The sequence below is a fragment of the Nitrospinota bacterium genome, from assembly GCA_016217735.1.
Lineage (GTDB): Bacteria > Nitrospinota_A > UBA7883 > JACRGQ01 > JACRGQ01 > JACRGQ01.
On sequence record JACRGQ010000059.1, the window covers coordinates 61,706 to 79,473 of the forward strand.

General features: G+C 57.0%; 16 protein-coding genes and 1 tRNA gene. 6 read left to right on the forward strand and 11 right to left on the reverse strand.

Going from position 1 to position 17,768, the window contains the following annotated elements; genetic code table 11:
* Positions 1-29: 29 nt before the first annotated feature.
* Entirely contained in the window at positions 30-989 is a 960-nt protein-coding gene (locus HZA03_09845) for an MBL fold metallo-hydrolase (protein ID MBI5638257.1), read from the forward strand.
* Between the two features lie 414 nt (positions 990-1,403).
* Here the strand turns inward: HZA03_09845 and HZA03_09850 are convergent, their stop codons facing one another.
* The 9 genes from HZA03_09850 to HZA03_09890 form a co-directional block, all read right to left on the reverse strand.
* A complete protein-coding gene (locus HZA03_09850) occupies positions 1,404-2,495 on the reverse strand; it encodes a DNA recombination protein RmuC (GenBank protein MBI5638258.1) in 1,092 nt (363 codons plus the stop codon).
* 128 nt (positions 2,496-2,623) lie between these two features.
* Complete coding sequence (gene rsmD / locus HZA03_09855) at positions 2,624-3,172, reverse strand: 16S rRNA (guanine(966)-N(2))-methyltransferase RsmD (protein ID MBI5638259.1); 549 nt, start codon at positions 3,170-3,172, stop codon at positions 2,624-2,626.
* Positions 3,173-3,224: 52 nt separating this feature from the next.
* On the reverse strand, positions 3,225-5,702 hold the full coding sequence (locus HZA03_09860; GenBank protein MBI5638260.1) for a glycogen/starch/alpha-glucan phosphorylase: 2,478 nt from the start codon (positions 5,700-5,702) through the stop codon (positions 3,225-3,227).
* A gap of 520 nt (positions 5,703-6,222) precedes the next feature.
* Positions 6,223-6,299 (reverse strand) — tRNA-Ile (locus tag HZA03_09865).
* Positions 6,300-6,349: 50 nt separating this feature from the next.
* Complete coding sequence (gene rpoD / locus HZA03_09870; GenBank protein MBI5638261.1) at positions 6,350-8,065, reverse strand: RNA polymerase sigma factor RpoD; 1,716 nt, start codon at positions 8,063-8,065, stop codon at positions 6,350-6,352.
* A gap of 79 nt (positions 8,066-8,144) precedes the next feature.
* On the reverse strand, positions 8,145-9,866 hold the full coding sequence (locus tag HZA03_09875) for a DNA primase (GenBank protein ID MBI5638262.1): 1,722 nt from the start codon (positions 9,864-9,866) through the stop codon (positions 8,145-8,147).
* Positions 9,867-9,929: 63 nt separating this feature from the next.
* Positions 9,930-10,379, reverse strand: a complete 450-nt coding sequence (locus HZA03_09880; protein MBI5638263.1) for a GatB/YqeY domain-containing protein — start codon at positions 10,377-10,379, stop codon at positions 9,930-9,932.
* A 20-nt stretch (positions 10,380-10,399) separates the two neighbouring features.
* A complete protein-coding gene (locus HZA03_09885) occupies positions 10,400-10,582 on the reverse strand; it encodes a 30S ribosomal protein S21 (GenBank protein MBI5638264.1) in 183 nt (60 codons plus the stop codon).
* A 906-nt stretch (positions 10,583-11,488) separates the two neighbouring features.
* Positions 11,489-11,833, reverse strand: a complete 345-nt coding sequence (locus tag HZA03_09890) for a histidine triad nucleotide-binding protein (protein ID MBI5638265.1) — start codon at positions 11,831-11,833, stop codon at positions 11,489-11,491.
* 198 nt (positions 11,834-12,031) lie between these two features.
* On the opposite strand from HZA03_09890, the gene HZA03_09895 reads away from it, so the two are divergent.
* The 5 genes from HZA03_09895 to HZA03_09915 all read left to right on the forward strand — a co-directional run bounded on the left by HZA03_09895 (position 12,032) and on the right by HZA03_09915 (position 16,380).
* Positions 12,032-12,493: a chemotaxis protein CheX gene (locus tag HZA03_09895; protein ID MBI5638266.1), complete on the forward strand. Its 462-nt coding sequence runs from the start codon at positions 12,032-12,034 to the stop codon at positions 12,491-12,493.
* A gap of 177 nt (positions 12,494-12,670) precedes the next feature.
* On the forward strand, positions 12,671-13,522 hold the full coding sequence (locus HZA03_09900) for a response regulator (GenBank protein MBI5638267.1): 852 nt from the start codon (positions 12,671-12,673) through the stop codon (positions 13,520-13,522).
* A gap of 1 nt (position 13,523) precedes the next feature.
* A complete protein-coding gene (locus tag HZA03_09905; protein ID MBI5638268.1) occupies positions 13,524-14,261 on the forward strand; it encodes a glycosyltransferase family 2 protein in 738 nt (245 codons plus the stop codon).
* Entirely contained in the window at positions 14,219-14,911 is a 693-nt protein-coding gene (bshB1, locus tag HZA03_09910) for a bacillithiol biosynthesis deacetylase BshB1 (protein ID MBI5638269.1), read from the forward strand. The genes HZA03_09905 and bshB1 overlap by 43 nt, the downstream gene beginning before the upstream one ends.
* Entirely contained in the window at positions 14,908-16,380 is a 1,473-nt protein-coding gene (locus HZA03_09915; protein MBI5638270.1) for a hypothetical protein, read from the forward strand. Before bshB1 ends, HZA03_09915 begins: the two co-directional genes overlap by 4 nt.
* A 197-nt stretch (positions 16,381-16,577) precedes the next feature.
* On the opposite strand, the gene HZA03_09920 is transcribed toward HZA03_09915, so the two are convergent.
* Positions 16,578-17,063 (reverse strand): hypothetical protein, encoded by a 486-nt coding sequence (locus HZA03_09920; protein MBI5638271.1) that lies wholly within the window; start codon positions 17,061-17,063, stop codon positions 16,578-16,580.
* Between the two features lie 13 nt (positions 17,064-17,076).
* Positions 17,077-17,643 (reverse strand): hypothetical protein, encoded by a 567-nt coding sequence (locus HZA03_09925; protein MBI5638272.1) that lies wholly within the window; start codon positions 17,641-17,643, stop codon positions 17,077-17,079.
* Positions 17,644-17,768 lie beyond the last annotated feature (125 nt).

Consider the following 17,768-nt stretch of genomic DNA (forward strand, 5'->3'; position numbering starts at 1 on the left):
GCGGCGCCCCCGTGGGCTATAATAGGGTTATGGGGAAACGGAAGATTTACGTTAACCTTGATCCCGCCTACCGGATGCCCGGCCACAAATCGGCGTTTAGCTATCTTGTCCGGCGGCTCGGACGCGGCCTCGCCGAACGGCCCGGCGGCGCCGCGCGGGAGGCCATTGCCGCCGAAGTGGAGCGCGAAGTCTGGAGCCGCATCGAGCCGGCGAAAAACATCGCCGCGTGGGTGGGACACTCCACCGTTCTCTGCCGCCAGCAGGGGCATTTTTACATCACCGACCCGATTTTTTCCGACCGGGCGTCGCCGTTCCCCTTTTTCGGGCCGCGGCGCTACACCTCCCCCGCCTTCGAACCGGAAGAGATGCCGAAGATAGATTTCGTGCTCATCAGCCACAGCCACTACGACCACCTCGACCTCCCGTCGGTGCTGGCGTTGCAGCGGATGTACCAGCCGGTGTTTTTCGTGCCGGATGGACTGAAGCGGTGGTTCAAGCACCGGGGGATTTCCAACGCCGTCGAAGTGCCGTGGTGGGGCGCGGTGAAACACCACGGGTTGACCATCCACAGCGTGCCGGCGCAGCACTACTCCTCGCGCACGCCGTGGGACCGCAACCGGAGCCACTGGTGCGGCTGGGTGGTGGAAGGAAAAAAAACTTTCTACTATCCCGGCGATACCGGCTTCGGATCGTTCTTCCCCCGGATTGGCGAACAGTACGGGCCGATAGACCTGGCGGCCATGCCCATCGGCTGTTACAGCCCGCGGGAGCTGATAAAGGCGCACCACCTCAACCCCGAAGAGGCGCTGGAGGCTTTTACGCAGGTGCGGGGGAAAAAGTTTTTGGCCATCCACTGGGGCGCGTTCGACATGACCGACGAGCCGTGGGACGAGCCGCCCGCGCGCCTGATCACGGAAGCGGCGCGGCGCGGGTTTTCGGCCGACGGGCATATCAACGTCGTCCGCATCGGCGATACGCTGGATTGGTAGCCTTTTTTTGATGGAACAACACCTTCCCGCATCCAGACTGAAAACAGGGATGTCCTTTAAACCCCCTGTTTAAAACAGGGGGACGCCACCTCCCGGTGGAAAGCAGGCAAAATGGGGGTCAGTCCTCATCAACCTGAACCATTTCCTGTTTGGGCGCGCCGCAATCGGGGCATTTTTCCGGGATTGTTTGGCATTCGTCGTCGCTACACGGCATTACTTTGCCGCACACAAGGCATTTCCACACCAGCACCATAAGTCCTCCTGGCGTATCCGCATCTTCTATATTAATTCTACCGCTTAAAACCGGACAATTCTATTTGCTTGTAACACATCATTTTGATTGTAAACGGCACATTCTGAAGAACCTTTGGCGACGGGGAATCCGGCTCCGGAAAGGGATTCTTCGCCAGCGGCTCAGAATGACAGCGGTTGCTCCCCCGTTTGGCCGAGCTTGAGGTTGTCCAGCGTGCCGGCGATTTTAACCGCCTGCACGTTGGCCTTGTCGAACTGCGTGTGCGCGTTGGCGATGTGCTTGCCCAGCACGTCGAAGGTCTCCTGGAATTTCTGGAAGTTCACCTGCAAATCGAGTATCGCGTGGATTATTTCCTGCGCGCGCTTTTCCACCGCCATTCCCCGGAAGCCGACGGCGAGCGCCTGAAAATAGACGAACAGGAAATTCGGCGAGGCGGGCACCACCCGCATATCCATCAGCGCCTGATGCAACTCGTGGTTGCCGACGATCTCAAGGAATACCCCCTCTGCGGGAACGAACATGACGGCGAAATCAAGCGTCACCCGCGGCACGATATACCGCTGGGCGATTTCCTTGGCCCGCTTGCGCACGTCGGCGTGGAACTGCGAAAGAAACCTGTCCCGCTCCGGCCCCGGCGCGGCCTCGTAAAATTTGACGAGGTTCGCCGCTGGAAACTTGCTGTCGATACAAAGGACGCGTTCTTCCAAAAGAATGGCGGCGTCGACGATCCCATCGCCGATTTTGTGCTGGAAACGGAGCCGCTCGGCCGGGACGGCCTGCTTGAGCAACAGTTCCATTTGCCATTCGCCGTAACTGCCGCGGCTCTTGGAGCCTTCAAGAATCTGGTTCAGGTTGCGGATGTCGCCGCCGATTTCCACCATCCGGCCCGAGGCGGCTTTGAGGTCGGCGGTTTCCTTGATGAGTTTTTCCAGCCGCTCGGCAAGTATCTGCTGCGACCTGCCGAGACTGTCGGCGATCTCTTTGCGGCCGTGCTGCATCGATTCGGCCAGCTTCCCCTGCGTATCGCCAAAGCCGGAGGTGATGGCGGCGCGGCTCTCCTCGCGTACGCGGGTGATGGTTTCGAGCAGCGTTTTGGTCTGGTCGATGAGTTGCGCGTTGAGGGTCTGCTGCATCAGCGCGAGGTCCTGCTTCATTCCGGCATCGGGCGCGGCTGATTTTTTCCCCAGCGCATAGACGGCGGCACCGGCGATGGCGGCGACTCCCGCGATTAAAAACCCTTCCAGCAAATCCATATCCGCCATTATCCACGAAAAATTGAGGGTACAACAGGTTTTAACCTGTTGTTGGCCCGTTAGGGCCAAGAAGGAATTTGCCCCTTCAGGGGCAACCAAGAATGAATTCTGTGGTACCAAGAGAGAGGTCAGCCGAAGGAATAGAAAAGGAGCTTTGTGTCGCCGTACCGCTTTTCCTTGATCGGCTCGAACTCCGGCGGTTGCAGGCCTTTGCTGGGCATTTCCAGAATCAAAATCCCGTCGGGCAACAGCGCTTTGGCGTTGTACGCGGCGGTCAGCAGGGCGCTTCTTCCGTCCCAATCGTACGGCGGGTCGCAATAGATGAAATCGAACCGGTTGTTGTCCTGCCCGCATCCGCGCAAAAATTCCACCGCGTCCTGTTTCACCACCCGCGTCTGGGCGGGGGCTGGCAGCATCTTGCTCACCTTTTCGACGTTTTGGCGGATGAGCACCACCGAGGGGAGGTGGTGTTCGACGATGGTCACGGAAGCCGCGCCGCGGCTGAGCGCCTCGCAGCCAATCGCGCCGGTGCCGCTGAAGAGGTCGCAAAAGGAATCCCCTTCCACCTCGATCATGTTGAACAGCGCCTGCCGGACTTTGTCCGGCGTGGGGCGTATTTTTTTATTGCCCGGCCCGGCCAGTGTGCAGCCGCGGGCGTGTCCTCCGACTATTCTCATAGTGTGCAAGGATACCACGCGCGGCGAAGCGGCAAAAATACAATCGGCGAGACTATTTCACGTGTACCGGTTTTACGTTCCAGATTTGTTCGGCGTACTCCTTGATGGTGCGGTCGCTGGAGAATTTCCCCATGTTGGCGGTGTTGAGGATGGACATCCTGTCCCAGCGGTCTTTGTCGCGGAAGGCGGCCGACACCTTATCCTGGCATTCGACGTAGGAGGCGTAGTCGGCCAGCAGCATGAAGTGATCCCCCCTATCGAGCAGGTTCTCCACGATCGGCGCGAACAGCGTTTGGTTGAACGGCGAGAAATAGCCGCCGCCGATCATGTCGAGCGCTTTTTTCAGTTCGGGGTTCGATTCGTAATAATCGCGCGGCCGGTAGCCTTTCGCCTTCAGATCGGCCACTTCGTCGGCGGTAAGGCCGAAGATGAAGATGTTATCCTTGCCGACTTCTTCCATGATTTCTATGTTCGCGCCGTCCAGCGTGCCGATGGTAAGCGCGCCGTTGAGGGCGAACTTCATGTTGCCGGTGCCGGATGCCTCGAGGCCGGCGGTGGAAATCTGTTCCGAGAGGTCGGCGGCGGGAATCGCCTTTTCCGCCAGCGAAACCCGGTAGTTGTTCAGGAATACCACCTTCAGTTTGTCCCCCACCTGCTTGTCGTTATTGACGACGTTGGCCACCGAATTGATCAGCTTGATGATCAGTTTTGCCGTGGTGTACGAGGGGGCCGCTTTGCCGCCGAAAATGACGGTGCGCGGCGTGTGGCCGTTTTTCGGACCGGCCTTGATGCGGTTGTACAGGGTGACGATGTGCAGCACGTTGAGCAGTTGCCGCTTGTATTCGTGCATGCGCTTCACCTGCATGTCGAAAAGCGTGTCGACGGAGACCGTTATGCCGTTCTCTTCCCTGATGTATTTCGCCAGGCGCTCCTTGTTGTCCCTTTTCGCCGCGCGCCACGCGGCGCGGAACGCGGCGTTCCCCGCCAGCGGAATCAGCCCCTTCAGCTTGTCGAGGTCGCCGACCCACCCGTCGCCGATTTTGCCGGTAATCAGTTTGGAGAGCGCCGGGTTGCATTTCCGCAGCCAGCGGCGCGGGGTGATGCCGTTCGTTTTATTGTTGAACCGTTCGGGGAATATATCGTAAAAATCCTTCATGACCTTGCTCTTCATCAGCTCGGTGTGCAGCGCGGAAACGCCGTTCACCGAGTGTGAGCCGACGATGGCGAGGTGGGCCATGCGGATCATTTTTTCCGGCCCCTCCTCGACGATGGAGACCCGCCGCAGCATTTCAGGGTCGCCCGGGAAGGTGTGCGATGCTTTTTCGAGGAAGCGCCGGTTGATCTCGTAGATAATCTGGAGGTGCCGGGGCAGGATGGCGCCCAGCATCGCGGCCGACCATTTTTCCAGCGCCTCGGGCATGAGGGTGTGGTTGGTGTAGCCGAAGGTCTTGACGGCGATGTCCCACGCCGCCTCCCAGCCATACCCCTCCTTGTCCAGCAGAATGCGCATCATCTCGGGAATGGCCAGCACCGGGTGCGTGTCGTTGAGATGGATGGCTATTTTATCCGGGAAGGTCTCGAAGGTTTTGCTGTGCTTCTTGAAGCGCCGGCAGATGTCCTGCAGCGTGGCGCAGACAAGGAAGTATTGCTGTTTGAGGCGGAGCTCTTTTCCTTCCGCGAAGTGGTCGCTGGGGTAGAGAACTTTCGAGATGGTCTCGGACATCATCTTGCTTCCCAGCGCGCGGATGTAGTCGCCCTGATTGAAATAGCCGAGGTCGAAATCGCGCGACGAGCGGGCGGCCCAGAGCCGCATGTTGATGACGTGATTGTTGTTATAGCCGGGGATGGGGGTGTCGTAGGCCATCGCCATGACCTCTTCGGTATCCACCCATTCGTTGCGCAGTTTTCCCTGGTTATCGACGAACTGATCCACCCTGCCGTGGAAATGCACCGAAAAGAGGTGTTCCGGCCGCGCGAATTCCCACGGATTGCCGTGGCGGAGCCAGTTATCCGGCACCTCCACCTGCGCGCCGTCGACGATCTTCTGGTAGAAGAGGCCGTATTCGTAATGGATGCCGTAGCCATAGGAGGGTATCTCCATCGTGGCGAGCGAATCGAGGAAGCATGCCGCCAGCCGTCCCAGGCCGCCGTTGCCCAGCCCGGCGTCCCACTCCATCTCGCGGATTTCCTCCAGGTCGAAGCCGATTTGGTGCAAAGCGTCGTGGCAGGTGTCCATCATTCCCATATTGACGAGGCTGTTCCCCAGTGTGCGGCCGGTGAGAAATTCTAGCGAGAGGTAATAGAGCCGTTTGGCGTCGGATTCGTAATAGGCGTTTTGGGTTTTGATCCAGCGTTCGATGAGGCGGTCCCTGATGGCATAGGAGGCCGCATTGTAGTAGTCCCACACTTTCGCGCGCTGGGGATCTTTCGCCAGGGTGGAAACGATGTGATTTTTGATAAGGTGGATCAGTTTGTCGACTTCGGGATTTTTCGCCGCGTCAGCGTTCGTTCTCGCCACTTCTTTATCCATCGCCGCCCCCTGTATTTTCCCGTAACAGTCAATACTGGTAAAACATCAGGCAACGTCCTGATATTTCACAGGCAATCCCGCTTGGGCTCCTCGTAACAGTCATTGTTTCAAATTCACCCCGATAATGCAAGATGCTGATGCTCCGCGAACGGGATGGCGTTTCCCCGCCAAACGTCCTGTTTGGCGGCGCTCCCTTGCCGGTCACGCACGAAACCGCCGTTCGAGTCCCGGTTGGCCCTTGCAAGGCGGGCGGTGCGGGAATAGGGCGAACTTGTTTGTTGAGCATGGTTGAAGGGAAATATGGTGGGCCCGCTTAAAAGGGACTCGGCCACTCTCGGGCTCGCCTCACGCTCGCCCTCCATCGGCCCCGGCTCGCTTCCTTGCCCCGCATCCATGCAGGTCAACACTCGCTTATCGCTCGTGTACGGAAGCTCGCTTTCGAGTCCTGGTGGGCCATCGCAAGGCATGCCATTAGCGTAAAATGCGAAAATTTGCGATAAGGAGAATCAAAGGGGAAATATGGTGGGCCCACCAGGACTCGAACCTGGGACAGCCCGGTTATGAGCCGGGAGCTCTAACCAACTGAGCTATAGGCCCACGCGAAAAAAGAGCCGCGCGCCGTTGGCTGGCGCGGCGGCCCTTAATGGTCAGCTTTCTATAAAACTCCGCAGGCGTTTGCTGCGGCTGGGGTGGCGCAACTTGCGCAGCGCCTTGGCTTCGATTTGGCGGATGCGTTCGCGCGTCACCTCGAAATCCTGCCCCACCTCTTCCAGCGTGTGCTCGGAATCGAGGCCGATGCCGAACCGCTTGCGCAGCACCATCTCCTCGCGCGGCGCCAGGGTTTGGAGCACCTTCGCGGTCTGCTCCTTCAGGTTCATCTTGATCACCGATTCCACCGGCGAGATCATCTTCTTGTCTTCGATGAAATCTCCCAGATGCGAATCTTCCTCTTCGCCGATGGGCGTTTCAAGCGAGATCGGCTCTTCGGCGATCTTGAGCACCTTGCGGACTTTCTCCACGCTCATCGTCATCTTGTCGGCGATCTCTTCCGGCTTCGGCTCGCGCCCCAGTTCCTGCACCAGGTGGCGCGAGGTGCGGATCAGCTTGTTGATGGTCTCGATCATATGCACCGGGATGCGGATGGTGCGCGCCTGATCGGCGATGGCGCGGGTGATCGCCTGGCGGATCCACCAGGTGGCGTAGGTGGAAAACTTGTAGCCGCGGCGGTATTCGAATTTGTCGACCGCCTTCATCAGGCCGATGTTCCCCTCCTGAATCAGGTCAAGGAACTGCAGGCCGCGGTTGGTGTATTTCTTCGCGATGGAGACGACGAGGCGGAGGTTCGCCTCGGCCAAATCCTTTTTCGCCTGGCGGTCGTCGATGCGGCCGCTGTCAATGCGCCGCTTGATATCGGCCAGGACGGCGGGCTCGACCCCCACCTCTTTCTCCAGCACGCGCATTCGCGACTTGACGGCCGCGATTTTTTTGCGGATTTCCGCCGGGTTTACCTTGACCGGCGCGGGGGCCTTTGCATCCTTCTTGCCCCCTTTTTTGACCGGGGCCGAGAGGCGGAGATGGTCTTCCTGCTTTTTCAACTCATGCAGCATTTCCAGCCCCTGCCGGTTGTACTTGCCAATCACGCCGATAATGCCGTCAAGCTGCATCTGGTTCAGGTTCACGTCCAGCACGCGTTTGCGCAGCGCCTCGAACGACTTGGCGTTTTTCTTCTCCTGCTGGCCGCGTTCGGACGGGCGGGCGGTTTTGCGCGCCGCTTTTTCCACGCCGGCGCGCCATTCTTTGAAGGCTTCCTCAACCTTGTCGGCCGCCTTGGCGACGCGTTTGGTTTCCATCAGGATTTTGCTGGTGGGCGTCTCTTCCACGTCCCCCCAGTTCACGATGCTCTGGATGGTGAGCGAACCGTTTTTCAGTTCTTCGACCCGGGCGGCGATTTCCCTGATAGTGACGGGGCAGGTGATCATCGCGTCGATGACGCGGTTTTGGGCTTCTTCAATCCGCTTGGCGATGGTCACTTCCCCTTCGCGGGTAAGCAACGGAATGCTCCCCATTTCCTTGAGATACATCCGCACGGGGTCTTCCGAGGAAAGCGACACCGTCTCTTCCACCTCTTCGCCGCCGGCCGCGCTTGCCTTGGCGCGGGCGCTTTTGCGGGGTTCTTCCGCGGCCGCCACCACGCCGATCTTGTTCTCTTCAAGAAACTGCAAAACCCGGTCTCGCTGATCTCCGGTGAACAGGTTGGGCGGCAGGGCGGTATCAAACTCTTTCTGGGAAATGGTTCCCTTCCCTTTGCCTGCGGAAAGGAGCTGTTTTACTTCGGGCAAACTTCGAAGTTTCTTAATACTCATATCTTTATGATCCTTATTGAATAAGGTTTTTCAACGAAAAATAAGAGATTAAAATAACACATAATTCAGGCTCAAACAATCATTCTTTCTGATCCAGCCGTTCCAGGTTTTCTTGTGCCCTTCGTAATTGATCGGCAATCTTCTCTTTCTGTAGGCGTTTGCTATCCCGTCCTCCAATGAAGTCATTGATAATCTTATCTTTTTGTTCCTCTTGGGTGTGGAATTGGTCTATCCATAGAGCCAGCATATTTCGTTTCAGATTCGGGTCTGGGCAACTTTCTATCAATTCATCCATAGAAATAGCTCCTTGCGCCAACCGACCCAGTATATATTCCAACATTCGCCTGAATCCAGGTTCCGCAAAGTCTTCCACTTTTAGGGTTTTGAGTGATTCCGTGATGGTTTCGGGGTAATCAAGGATGATCTGAACGATCCACTTTTCCATCCCCCCCGGCAGTGACAATGGCCGGGATTGTTTCGGATGAGTGGTAGGTACCGCTTGTCCCTCACGGGGCGCGGTGGTACGCCCTTCTTGAGGAGCGTAGCGGGGGGCAGTGTTCCTAAGTTGTCCGCCGATGGCGGTGGCCGGTATGCCGGTCCGCTCCGCCAGCAGTTCCACATAGCTGGCCCGCTTTATCGGATCGGCAATGCGGGAAAGCTCCGGCAAGAGCGAGCGGATGGCGTCCGCCTTCCCCTCGGGCGTGGCGACATCAAATTTCCGGCAGGCCTGCTCGATGAGGTAGGTCATGTAGGGGCGCGCGTTTTTCACGATATCCTCGAACGCGGCCGCCCCCCCCTGCTTTATCAGGTCGTCGGGATCGGCTCCGCCGGGGAGCATCGCCACGCTGGGGCGGATTTCCAGCTCCGCCGCCACTTCGGTGGCGCGGGCGGCGGCGCGGCGGCCGGCCTCGTCGCCGTCGAAAATCATGACGAGGTTTTGGGTATACCGCTTGAGCGCGCGGCACTGCTGCGGCGTGAAGGCGGTGCCGGCGGAGGCCACCACGTTTTCAAAGCCGGCCTGGTGCAGCGCGATGGCGTCCATGTACCCTTCCACGATCATCACCCGGTTGGCGGCGCGCGCCTTGGCGGCGGCAAAGTTGAGCGCGTAGAGCACGCGCGATTTGTTGTAGACGGGCGTTTCGGGGGAGTTGAGATACTTCGGCCCCTTCTCATCGTCCGCCAGCGCCCGCCCGCCGAAAGCGATCACCCGGTTGTGCTCGTCCACTATGGGGAAGATGAGCCGGTTGCGGAACCGGTCGATCGGGTTCCCGGCGGATGAAAGTTTCGTCAGCCCCGCCTTGTCGATCTCCTTGGGGGAGATTTTCCTCTCCACGAGGTGGCGATAAAGCGCATCCCACGCGTCCGGCGCATAGCCGATGCGGAACTTATCAACCGTTTCCGCGGTCAGGGCGCGTTTTTTTATGTATTCTCCCACAAACGCGGGGGCGGTTTTAAGCTGCCGCTGGTAGAAATCGGCCGCTTCTTTATTGATGTTGTAGATGTATGAGTTATCCTCCCCCTCCTTATCGCGCGGCAGGGGGATGCCGGCGCGGGCGGCCAGCAGCGCCAGCGCGTCGGGGAAGCCCATGTTCTCATGCTTCATCACAAAGGTAATGACGTTCCCCCCCGCGCCACAGCCGAAACAGTGCCAAATCTGGCGCGCGGGGTTTACGTTGAACGATGGGGACTTTTCGGTGTGGAACGGGCAAAGCGCGGTGAAATTGGCCCCGCTCTTTTTAAGCGGGATGTAGGAGGATATGACGTCGACGACATCGGCCGCTTCACGGACGCGGTCAATCAAATCCTGAGGATAGAGACCCGCCATCATCGCCCCCTTAGCGGATGCCGGCGCGGCGCCGGCTGCTCACTTCCCGGAGAGGACTTCCTTCACCAGGCGGCTCACCGTGGCCCCGTCGGCCTGTTTGCCGATCTCCGCCATGACGCCTTTCATAACCTGGCCCATCTGCTTGACGTCCGGATTGCCCATGGCGGCGGCAACCGCTTTCACCTTTTCGCGGATTTCGGCTTCACCGAGTTGCGCGGGGAGGTAGCGCGTGAGGTAATCCACCTCTTTCTGCTCTTTTTCGGCCAACTCGGGCCGGTTTCCCTGCGTGAACATCTCGACCGACTCGCGTCGTTTTTTGATGGCGCTGGAGATAACGGCCAATACTTCCGTGTCGTCCAGCGCCGTTTTCTTTTCGATCTCGCGGTTCTTGATCTCGGACTTCACCATGCGCAGAACTTCAACGGTCGATTTGTCCTGGCCCTTGAAGGCGGCCTTAAAGTCCTCTTCAATCCGTGCTTTCAGCGGCATGTGAAACCTCTTTCCCGCGCCTAGTAGCGGCTGTATTTCTTTTTCCGCGCCGCGATGATTTTCTTTTTCTTCTTCACGGACGGTTTTTCATAATGCTCACGCTTGCGAATTTCGGACAACACGCCGATTTTTTCGCACTGCTTCTTGAAACGTTTCAGCGCGAGCTCAAAAGGCTCGCTATCCCGTACTTTTATACCGGGCAAACAACTCACCCCTCTCAATTATTAATAAATAATAACAGCTACAAGGTTTTACGTAATGGATTCTGCCTTGTTTCCCCTTTCGGGGAAAAAAGAATACTAACATGGTCAATAAGGCCATGCAATGCAAAAAAGGTCAAAATATCGCCCAGACCGCATCTAATGGCGTGAGCAAGGGAGTTTTATTTGGCAGACCATAAAAATTGCTGATATTACAATATCATCGGAATAGGCCGATTACGAATAGGTCGTAGCCTATATATTTATTGTCTATTGTGCCGCTTGGGCGCCAGCTTGGAATTTGTATAAAATAAAATCTATATGTATCCCGTTTTGCTTTGACCGCGAGGTGCGTGTTATAGCGCAACCGAACATGCAATGAGCTAACCTAGCAATCCACATTAAGCACCCATGCAATGGTGATAAATAGGTGGCATTCTATTTATTATACTTATCGCAAAGTCAGCATCTTTGCATGTTGTTGTAATTATTGCCTGTAATTCAAGCGTGATTCGTTGATGATTTTTGAAAACACGTTTCGTTAAGATATCTTAGTTTTTGTCGGACATGGTTATCGGTTTCACGGCGCGGGAATCCAGTATTCTTGACAATGCCCGTTTGCGCTCTTACCGACAGCAACTCGCATGGTATGTTTATAAATAGATAATAGTCGATATATATTGGGGTCGTGCCATCCGTCGCCTTTTTATGCGGGAGTGGCATAAGGTGCGAGGTTTGAGCGGATTGCTATGCGTTGGCCGTTTTTTTACCGGCAAAATCTTTCTTAAAACTCGTTGAACGCTTGAACATTCACCCCTTTCGGTCTTTTCTTGGTGGATGCGAATATGGAGGGGAGCGGGGGATATGGAGAGCCGCGGAGCAGGAGCTAAGTTAGGGAGGGGGAAAAAATCAGCCCGGGGGCCAGTGCATCGGTCTGCCGCCCAAGAGGTGCATATGGAGGTGGAATATCGTCTGGCCGCCGTTAACCCCCTGGTTGACGACCAGCCTGAAGCCGTTGCTTTCAAGCCCCTTCTTTTTGACCACTTCACGCGTTACGTGATACATGTCGTTCAGCAGTTCCTTGTCGTCATGCCCCAGGCTGGTAACGCCATCCACATGTCTTTTGGGGAGTATCAGGTAGTGCTTCGGAGCCTGCGGGAACTTGTCCTCGATGACAAGTATGGTGTCGGTTTCAAAAATCTTGTCGGACGGCAGCGCCCCCGCGATAACTTTGCAAAAAATGCAATTATCCATATTTCGTTATTTTATGTCATTTTACCGGATATTAGGCATCAAATTTTAATGGGGCGCGGGGAGCGCCAAACCGTATTGGATTATGCCATCGCTGTAAAAAAGACCGCATTGCCTTGCCGCCGTCCGTTGGCGTACAATCGGTGCGGTTAAAGTTTCGCCATTTACAATGTTGCACGATGCGAAGTGCCGGAGGAGTTAATGAACGCCGAACTTATCAACCCTTTCCTTAAAGCCACGGTGAATGTCCTTTCGATGATGGCGTTTGTTAAGCCAGTGCCGGGAAAGCCGTTCTTAAAGCACGACAACAAGGCGCAGGGGGATATCTCCGGCGTGATCGGCATGACCGGACACGCCAGGGGGGTGGTGGTGTTCAGCCTGTCGGAAGCGGCGGCGCTGAAGATCGTTTCTTCCATGCTGTCGGAAACCTATGCCGAGCTCAACGCCGAAGTGAGCGACGCCGTTGGCGAATTGACCAACATGATATCCGGCGACGCGCGGCGCGAGTTGGCCGGCAAGGGGTTCAAATTCGAGGCCGGCCTGCCGAGCATCATCAAGGGGAAGGGGCACATTGTCGAGAGCATGACCAAAGGACCCACTATTGCCATTCCGTTCGAAATCGACGGCGCCAAATTCGTTGTGGAAACCAGCTTTGAGGGGTAAAATATACCACTTATTTGTTCCCGTGGCTGGTTGATGGCATCTGTATGCCAAAGGGGAGTGTGTGCCGGACAAACTGGATGAAGTGCGCGAAATCGCGGTGGCGAACCCGCGCGGCAAGGCGATATCCGTGATTTCCCCGCGCGAAGGGCGCGCCGCGTAACACCCGGAAATAGCGTCGTGCAGGAACAAAACCCGAAACACACAATCCTTGTCATCGATGACGAGGAGAACATCCGCAACGTGCTGGAAACGGTTTTCACCGGCAAGGGGTATGGCGTCGTCAAGACCGCCAACGGCTTCGAGGCGATCAAGGCCGTGGAGGGCGGGGGCGTCGACCTCGCCGTCATCGACATCAAGATGCCGGGGATGGATGGCATGGAACTGCTCTCCCGCATCAAGGATCATTCCGCCGAATTTCCGGTCGTTATCATGACCGGTTTCGCCGATGTGGAAACCGCCGCCAAGGCGCTTAAGGCGGGAGCTTCCGATTTCCTCGCCAAGCCGTTCGGCGCGCAGGAGGTATATCATTCCGTCTCGCGCCTGCTGGAACTGCGCAAGGTGCGGGAGGAAAACCGCAAAATCCTCCCTTTCTTCAAATTTACCATGGACGCGGAGATTCCGACGCGGACCGATTACGTCAACGGAGTCATCCACTACATCACCGAACATCTCAAGGAAATTGAGCTGTGCGACTCCTCGCAGCTGTCCAACCTGGTCATCGCCCTGTACGAGGCGATCGTGAACGGCATGCGGCACGGCAACGGCAACGACCCCGGAAAAAAAGTGCGGGTGCGGGCGGAAATCGGCTACAACGAGGCGCGTTTTACCGTCACCGACCAGGGTGAGGGATTCGCTATCGACGACATAGCCAATCCGACCGCCCCCAAGAACCTCTACAAGAGCAGCGGCCGCGGTATTTACCTCATGCGGCATTTCATGGACGAGGTTTCATACAACGATCAAGGGAACGAAGTGACGCTGGTTAAGCGAAGGAAGGGCGGGGCGCCGCCGGCGCCGGGAAACGCCTGACATGCCCCGAAGGCTCGTGGCGGTTCCCGTGTACAATGAAGAGCCGTATGTCGTGCGCGTGATGGAACGCATCCGCGCGTTCCACGGCGGCGATATACTGGCCATCGACGACGGGTCCCCCGACCGTTCCGGCGAAATCCTCCGGACGGTCCCCGGCATTGCCATCATCAGCCACCCGGCCAACCGGGGGTATGGCGCGTCGCTCATCGGCGCGTTTAACCACGCCATCGTCAACGGGTACGATCAGCTCGTTACCATCGATTGCGACGAACAGCACGAACCCCGGCATATCCCGGATATGTTCCACCGCCTTGACAGGCGCGGCGTGGATATCGTTTCCTGCTCGCGCTATCTCCAATCCAGCGCCGCGGACGATCCGCCGCCGAAGGATCGTTTCGCCATCAACCGGCGGGTCACGGAAATTATCAACGGCATCACTGGCTACGGCCTCACCGACAGCTTTTGCGGCATGAAGGGGTACCGCGTGGCCGCGTTGGCGCCGTTGCGGCTGACCGAAAACGGTTACGCCTTTCCTTTGCAATTTTGGGTGCAGGCCTTTCATTTCGGCTTGACCGTGGAGGAATTCCCGATTGCGCGGATTTATAAAAACCTTAACCGGACGTTCGGCGGCGAGTTGGACGATCCCCAAAGACGGTATAATTACTATCTGGACGTGATGCGGAAGGAGCTTACCCGATGGTCGATATCCTTGCCGTCGGAACTCATCCCGACGATATAGAACTGGGGGCGGGCGCCGCGGTGGCGGCGCTGATCCGCCAGGGGAAAAATGTGGCGGCGCTCGACCTCACCAGCGGCGAGCCGACACCGCACGGCACGCCGGAACTGCGGCGCGCGGAGACCGCGCGGGCCAACGAAATACTCGGCCTCACGCAGCGGCTCAATTTGGGCCTGCCCAACCGCTGGCTGCGCGATACCGAAGAGGGGCGGGTCGCCATCGCCGGGGTTTACCGCCAACTGAAACCGAAGGTGCTGTTGCTGCCGTACTGGGAAGACGCCCACCCCGATCACGTGGCGGCTTCGGAGATGGCGCAGGCCGCCCGCTTCGTCGCCAAATACACAAAAACGGAAATGAAGGGGGAGCCGTACTACGTTCCCCGCGTGTTCTTCTATTTCTGCATCCACCTCAAAAAGCTGATAACGCCGTCGTTCGTATTCGATGTGTCCGATACGCTGGAGATCAAGCTGCGGGCGGTGTCGGCATACCACTCGCAGTTCTACGCTGGGGGGCAGGAGCGGGGGGACGAGGTGATCGCCCGGCTCCGGGCGCAGGCCGGATACTTTGGCGGGCTTATCCACGCACACTATGGCGAACCATTTTACGCGCGGGAAGAGCTGGGGGTCCGCTCGTTCGACCCCTTTGTATTATGACATTCGCCACGCCCGCGCCGGGGGAGCGGCTGACGCAACCGCCGTTTGAGAACTGGGAGGCGGCGGCACGGGAAAACGGCGCGGCGCTGACGCCGCTGGCCCCGCTGCGCGATGCCATCCGCCGGGCCGCCCTCGAAACGGCCGAACGGTATACCCGGCGGCTCGGCCTGCCCGTTCAATCCGCGGCGGCTGATGCCCCCTTGGTCATGGCGGGGCATCAGCCCTCCTTTTACCATCCCGGGGTTTTGTACAAATACCGCTTGCTGGCGGAAGCCGCCGCGCGCGGAATGGCGGCCATCAATCTCAACGTCGATACCGACCCGTCGGAAGGGTTTTTGGTCAAAGTCCCTTCATATGCCAACGGCGAGTACCGCCGCGTGGCGCATTATGCGGCCCCCGGCGCGGCGAATATGCTCTACATGGACGCTTCCGCGCGCGAGGATGAGGTCGCCGCCTTCGCCGAAAACGTGTTGCGCGACCTGCGTGCGCTGCCGGAGCGGCTTTTCAGCTTTGGCGAGGTGTTCGTTGAAACGGAGATGGGGCGTGAACTTCCCCCGATGATGGCCGACGCGATGGTGCATCTGCGCCGGGTTTACACCGCGCACTGGCCGCGGGGTGTGCTGGAGTTGCCGCTGTCGGAGCTTTGCCGCGCCGCGCCGTTTTTCACCTTCGCGTTCGAGATGCTGGCGCGCGCGCCGGAGGCGGCGGCCATCTTCAATGACACGCTGGCGGCCTACCGGGCCGAGCACGGGATACGCTCGAAGGCGAATCCTTTTCCCGATCTCGCCACGGATGCCCAAACCGTGGAGACCCTCTTTTGGATAGGCAAGGAGGGGGTGCGCCTGCCGCTGTCGGTTGTGATGCGCGGCGGATGCCCCGCGTTGCTGTTGGATGGAGCGCATGAAATGCGGGATGCGGCGATGCTGCGGGAATTTTGCCAAACGCGGAAATTGCGGTTGTGGCCCCGCGCCGTGGCACTTTCAGTTTTGAATCGGCTGTTCGTGGCCGACCTCTTTGTGCATGGTACCGGCGGGGCGAAGTACGACCGGATTACCGATATTTTCGTATCCCGTTTCCACGGCATCGTTCCGCCGCCGTTCGCGGTGGCCAGCGCTACGCTGAAGCTGCCGGGACTGGACGATCCCGCGCCGGAATTGGCGGCGCTGCGGCAACGGCTGCGGGAGACCGCGTTCCATCCGGAAAATTTTTTGGAAAACGCGCCGCCGGAACTGGTGGCGGAGAAAAGGAGCCTGCGGGCGGCGATAGCCGCGCCGGGAGCCGACAAAAAGGGGATCGGCAAACGGATCAGCGAAATCAATGCCGAGCTTAACGGCCTGATGGGGCCGGTGATCCACGGTCTGGAGCGGCGGATCGCGGCGGCGGAAAAAGAACTGGGCAGGTACGAGGCGTTGGCCGACCGCGAATTCCCCTATTTCCTCTATCCCCCCACCGCGATCCCCCCGCCGTAATGATTGTTTCCCCGGTAGGGGCGAATTCATTCGCCCATTGGCGCCGCGCGCCAAACATGTCGGCCCGCCGTGCCGTGCCTGTCAAATGCTACAAAGCAAGACCCGACCATTGTTCACAAAAGGCATTGTAGCCTTTATTCATCGCCCAATAAGCACTTTTATGCCGACTTTTCAAAGAATAATCGCTCAGCTTAGGTCTAATCATTCTTGCGCTTGCGTTTCTTTTCCACCCGTATTTTTTTGACCTTGCCGCCCAACTCTCGCTGTTCAGGGACGTACTCTTCCACCCAATCGTTGATCCTTTTCAATATAGAGCCAAGTTTGTCACCTATCAACTTCCCTGAACGTTCAATATCCTTCGCCAGTAGGCTCTTATCAATACCTATCTTGAACCGGTGTGCAACATAAGTGGAAACAGCACTGGAGAATATAACCGAGAGAATTATTGACCCGCGATTAACAGCAGTAATGCCGATGTATGAAAGTCCGGGGGCTTCTTGATACCAAGGAGGATGGCGGTAATTGTGGCGGCGCATTAAGGGGAAATCTGAGTCAAAATTTGACAGCAGTTCGTCTTCAATAATACCGTCTATCGAGGACAAAATTTCTTCGAGATCAAAGCGTGTCAAAAAGTCATCGAACTCAATGATGATATTGAATTCCGGTTTGTTTTCGGTTTCCAATTTGTCCTCTTCGTTATACGTTTAGATTGTATTTGACCATCAACTGATTAAGGGCTTGTTCAATTGTTGCCATTTCCTGTTTTAGCTTTTGTTCTTCGATGGCAAGGGAACTTTCAAGAAGCAGCATTTCCTTCTTTTTCCCCTCAATATCAGCTTGAATTTTATTGGGGGCAAATTTATTAGTCATATCCAGATGGATGCTTTCTGCCGACTTCTTTCGCGCATCTTTGTTGAACAATGCTTCTTTTGCTTTATTGAAATATTCACGCTTGGAAAAATAAATTATAAAAGGTGACATAAAGAAGATTAGGAGGTTATTCGGATTATTAATGGGCATCATTAAGAAAAGCAAACCAAGAGGCAAACCAAATAAAAGTAGAATTCTAAATGCCATATCCCTATTGGATATTTTAGTATCATTGGCCGCTAGCTCAAGAGTCTTCAGTTTCTCGAAGGCACTTTTACCTTCAGCCAAACGATTGATGTCTGTTTTAAGGGGGGCTATGCGGGAAAGAGTGTCATTGCTCAATCTGTCAATTGCTACTTTCTTTTCACCGATTTCACTTACTAATCTATTCATAAGTAAGGCGACATTGTGATATACTGCCGTTCATGGAAACGAAAGACGGCAGAGGGTTAAGTCATGGGACACTGGAGGAGATTCGGGTACGGGCTGTGTGGCAGGTAGTAGAGGGTGGCGCGAGC

Bases quoted from the DNA above. Each gene is read 5' to 3' on its own strand.
- HZA03_09845 (MBI5638257.1), top strand. From the start codon at position 30: ATGGGGAAACGGAAGATTTACGTTAACCTTGATCCCGCCTACCGGATG.
- HZA03_09850 (MBI5638258.1), bottom strand. From the start codon at position 2,495: ATGGATTTGCTGGAAGGGTTTTTAATCGCGGGAGTCGCCGCCATCGCC.
- rsmD (MBI5638259.1), bottom strand. From the start codon at position 3,172: ATGAGAATAGTCGGAGGACACGCCCGCGGCTGCACACTGGCCGGGCCG.
- HZA03_09860 (MBI5638260.1), bottom strand. From the start codon at position 5,702: ATGGATAAAGAAGTGGCGAGAACGAACGCTGACGCGGCGAAAAATCCC.
- rpoD (MBI5638261.1), bottom strand. From the start codon at position 8,065: ATGAGTATTAAGAAACTTCGAAGTTTGCCCGAAGTAAAACAGCTCCTT.
- HZA03_09880 (MBI5638263.1), bottom strand. From the start codon at position 10,379: ATGCCGCTGAAAGCACGGATTGAAGAGGACTTTAAGGCCGCCTTCAAG.
- HZA03_09890 (MBI5638265.1), bottom strand. From the start codon at position 11,833: ATGGATAATTGCATTTTTTGCAAAGTTATCGCGGGGGCGCTGCCGTCC.
- HZA03_09895 (MBI5638266.1), top strand. From the start codon at position 12,032: ATGAACGCCGAACTTATCAACCCTTTCCTTAAAGCCACGGTGAATGTC.
- HZA03_09905 (MBI5638268.1), top strand. From the start codon at position 13,524: ATGCCCCGAAGGCTCGTGGCGGTTCCCGTGTACAATGAAGAGCCGTAT.
- bshB1 (MBI5638269.1), top strand. From the start codon at position 14,219: ATGGTCGATATCCTTGCCGTCGGAACTCATCCCGACGATATAGAACTG.
- HZA03_09915 (MBI5638270.1), top strand. From the start codon at position 14,908: ATGACATTCGCCACGCCCGCGCCGGGGGAGCGGCTGACGCAACCGCCG.
- HZA03_09925 (MBI5638272.1), bottom strand. From the start codon at position 17,643: ATGAATAGATTAGTAAGTGAAATCGGTGAAAAGAAAGTAGCAATTGAC.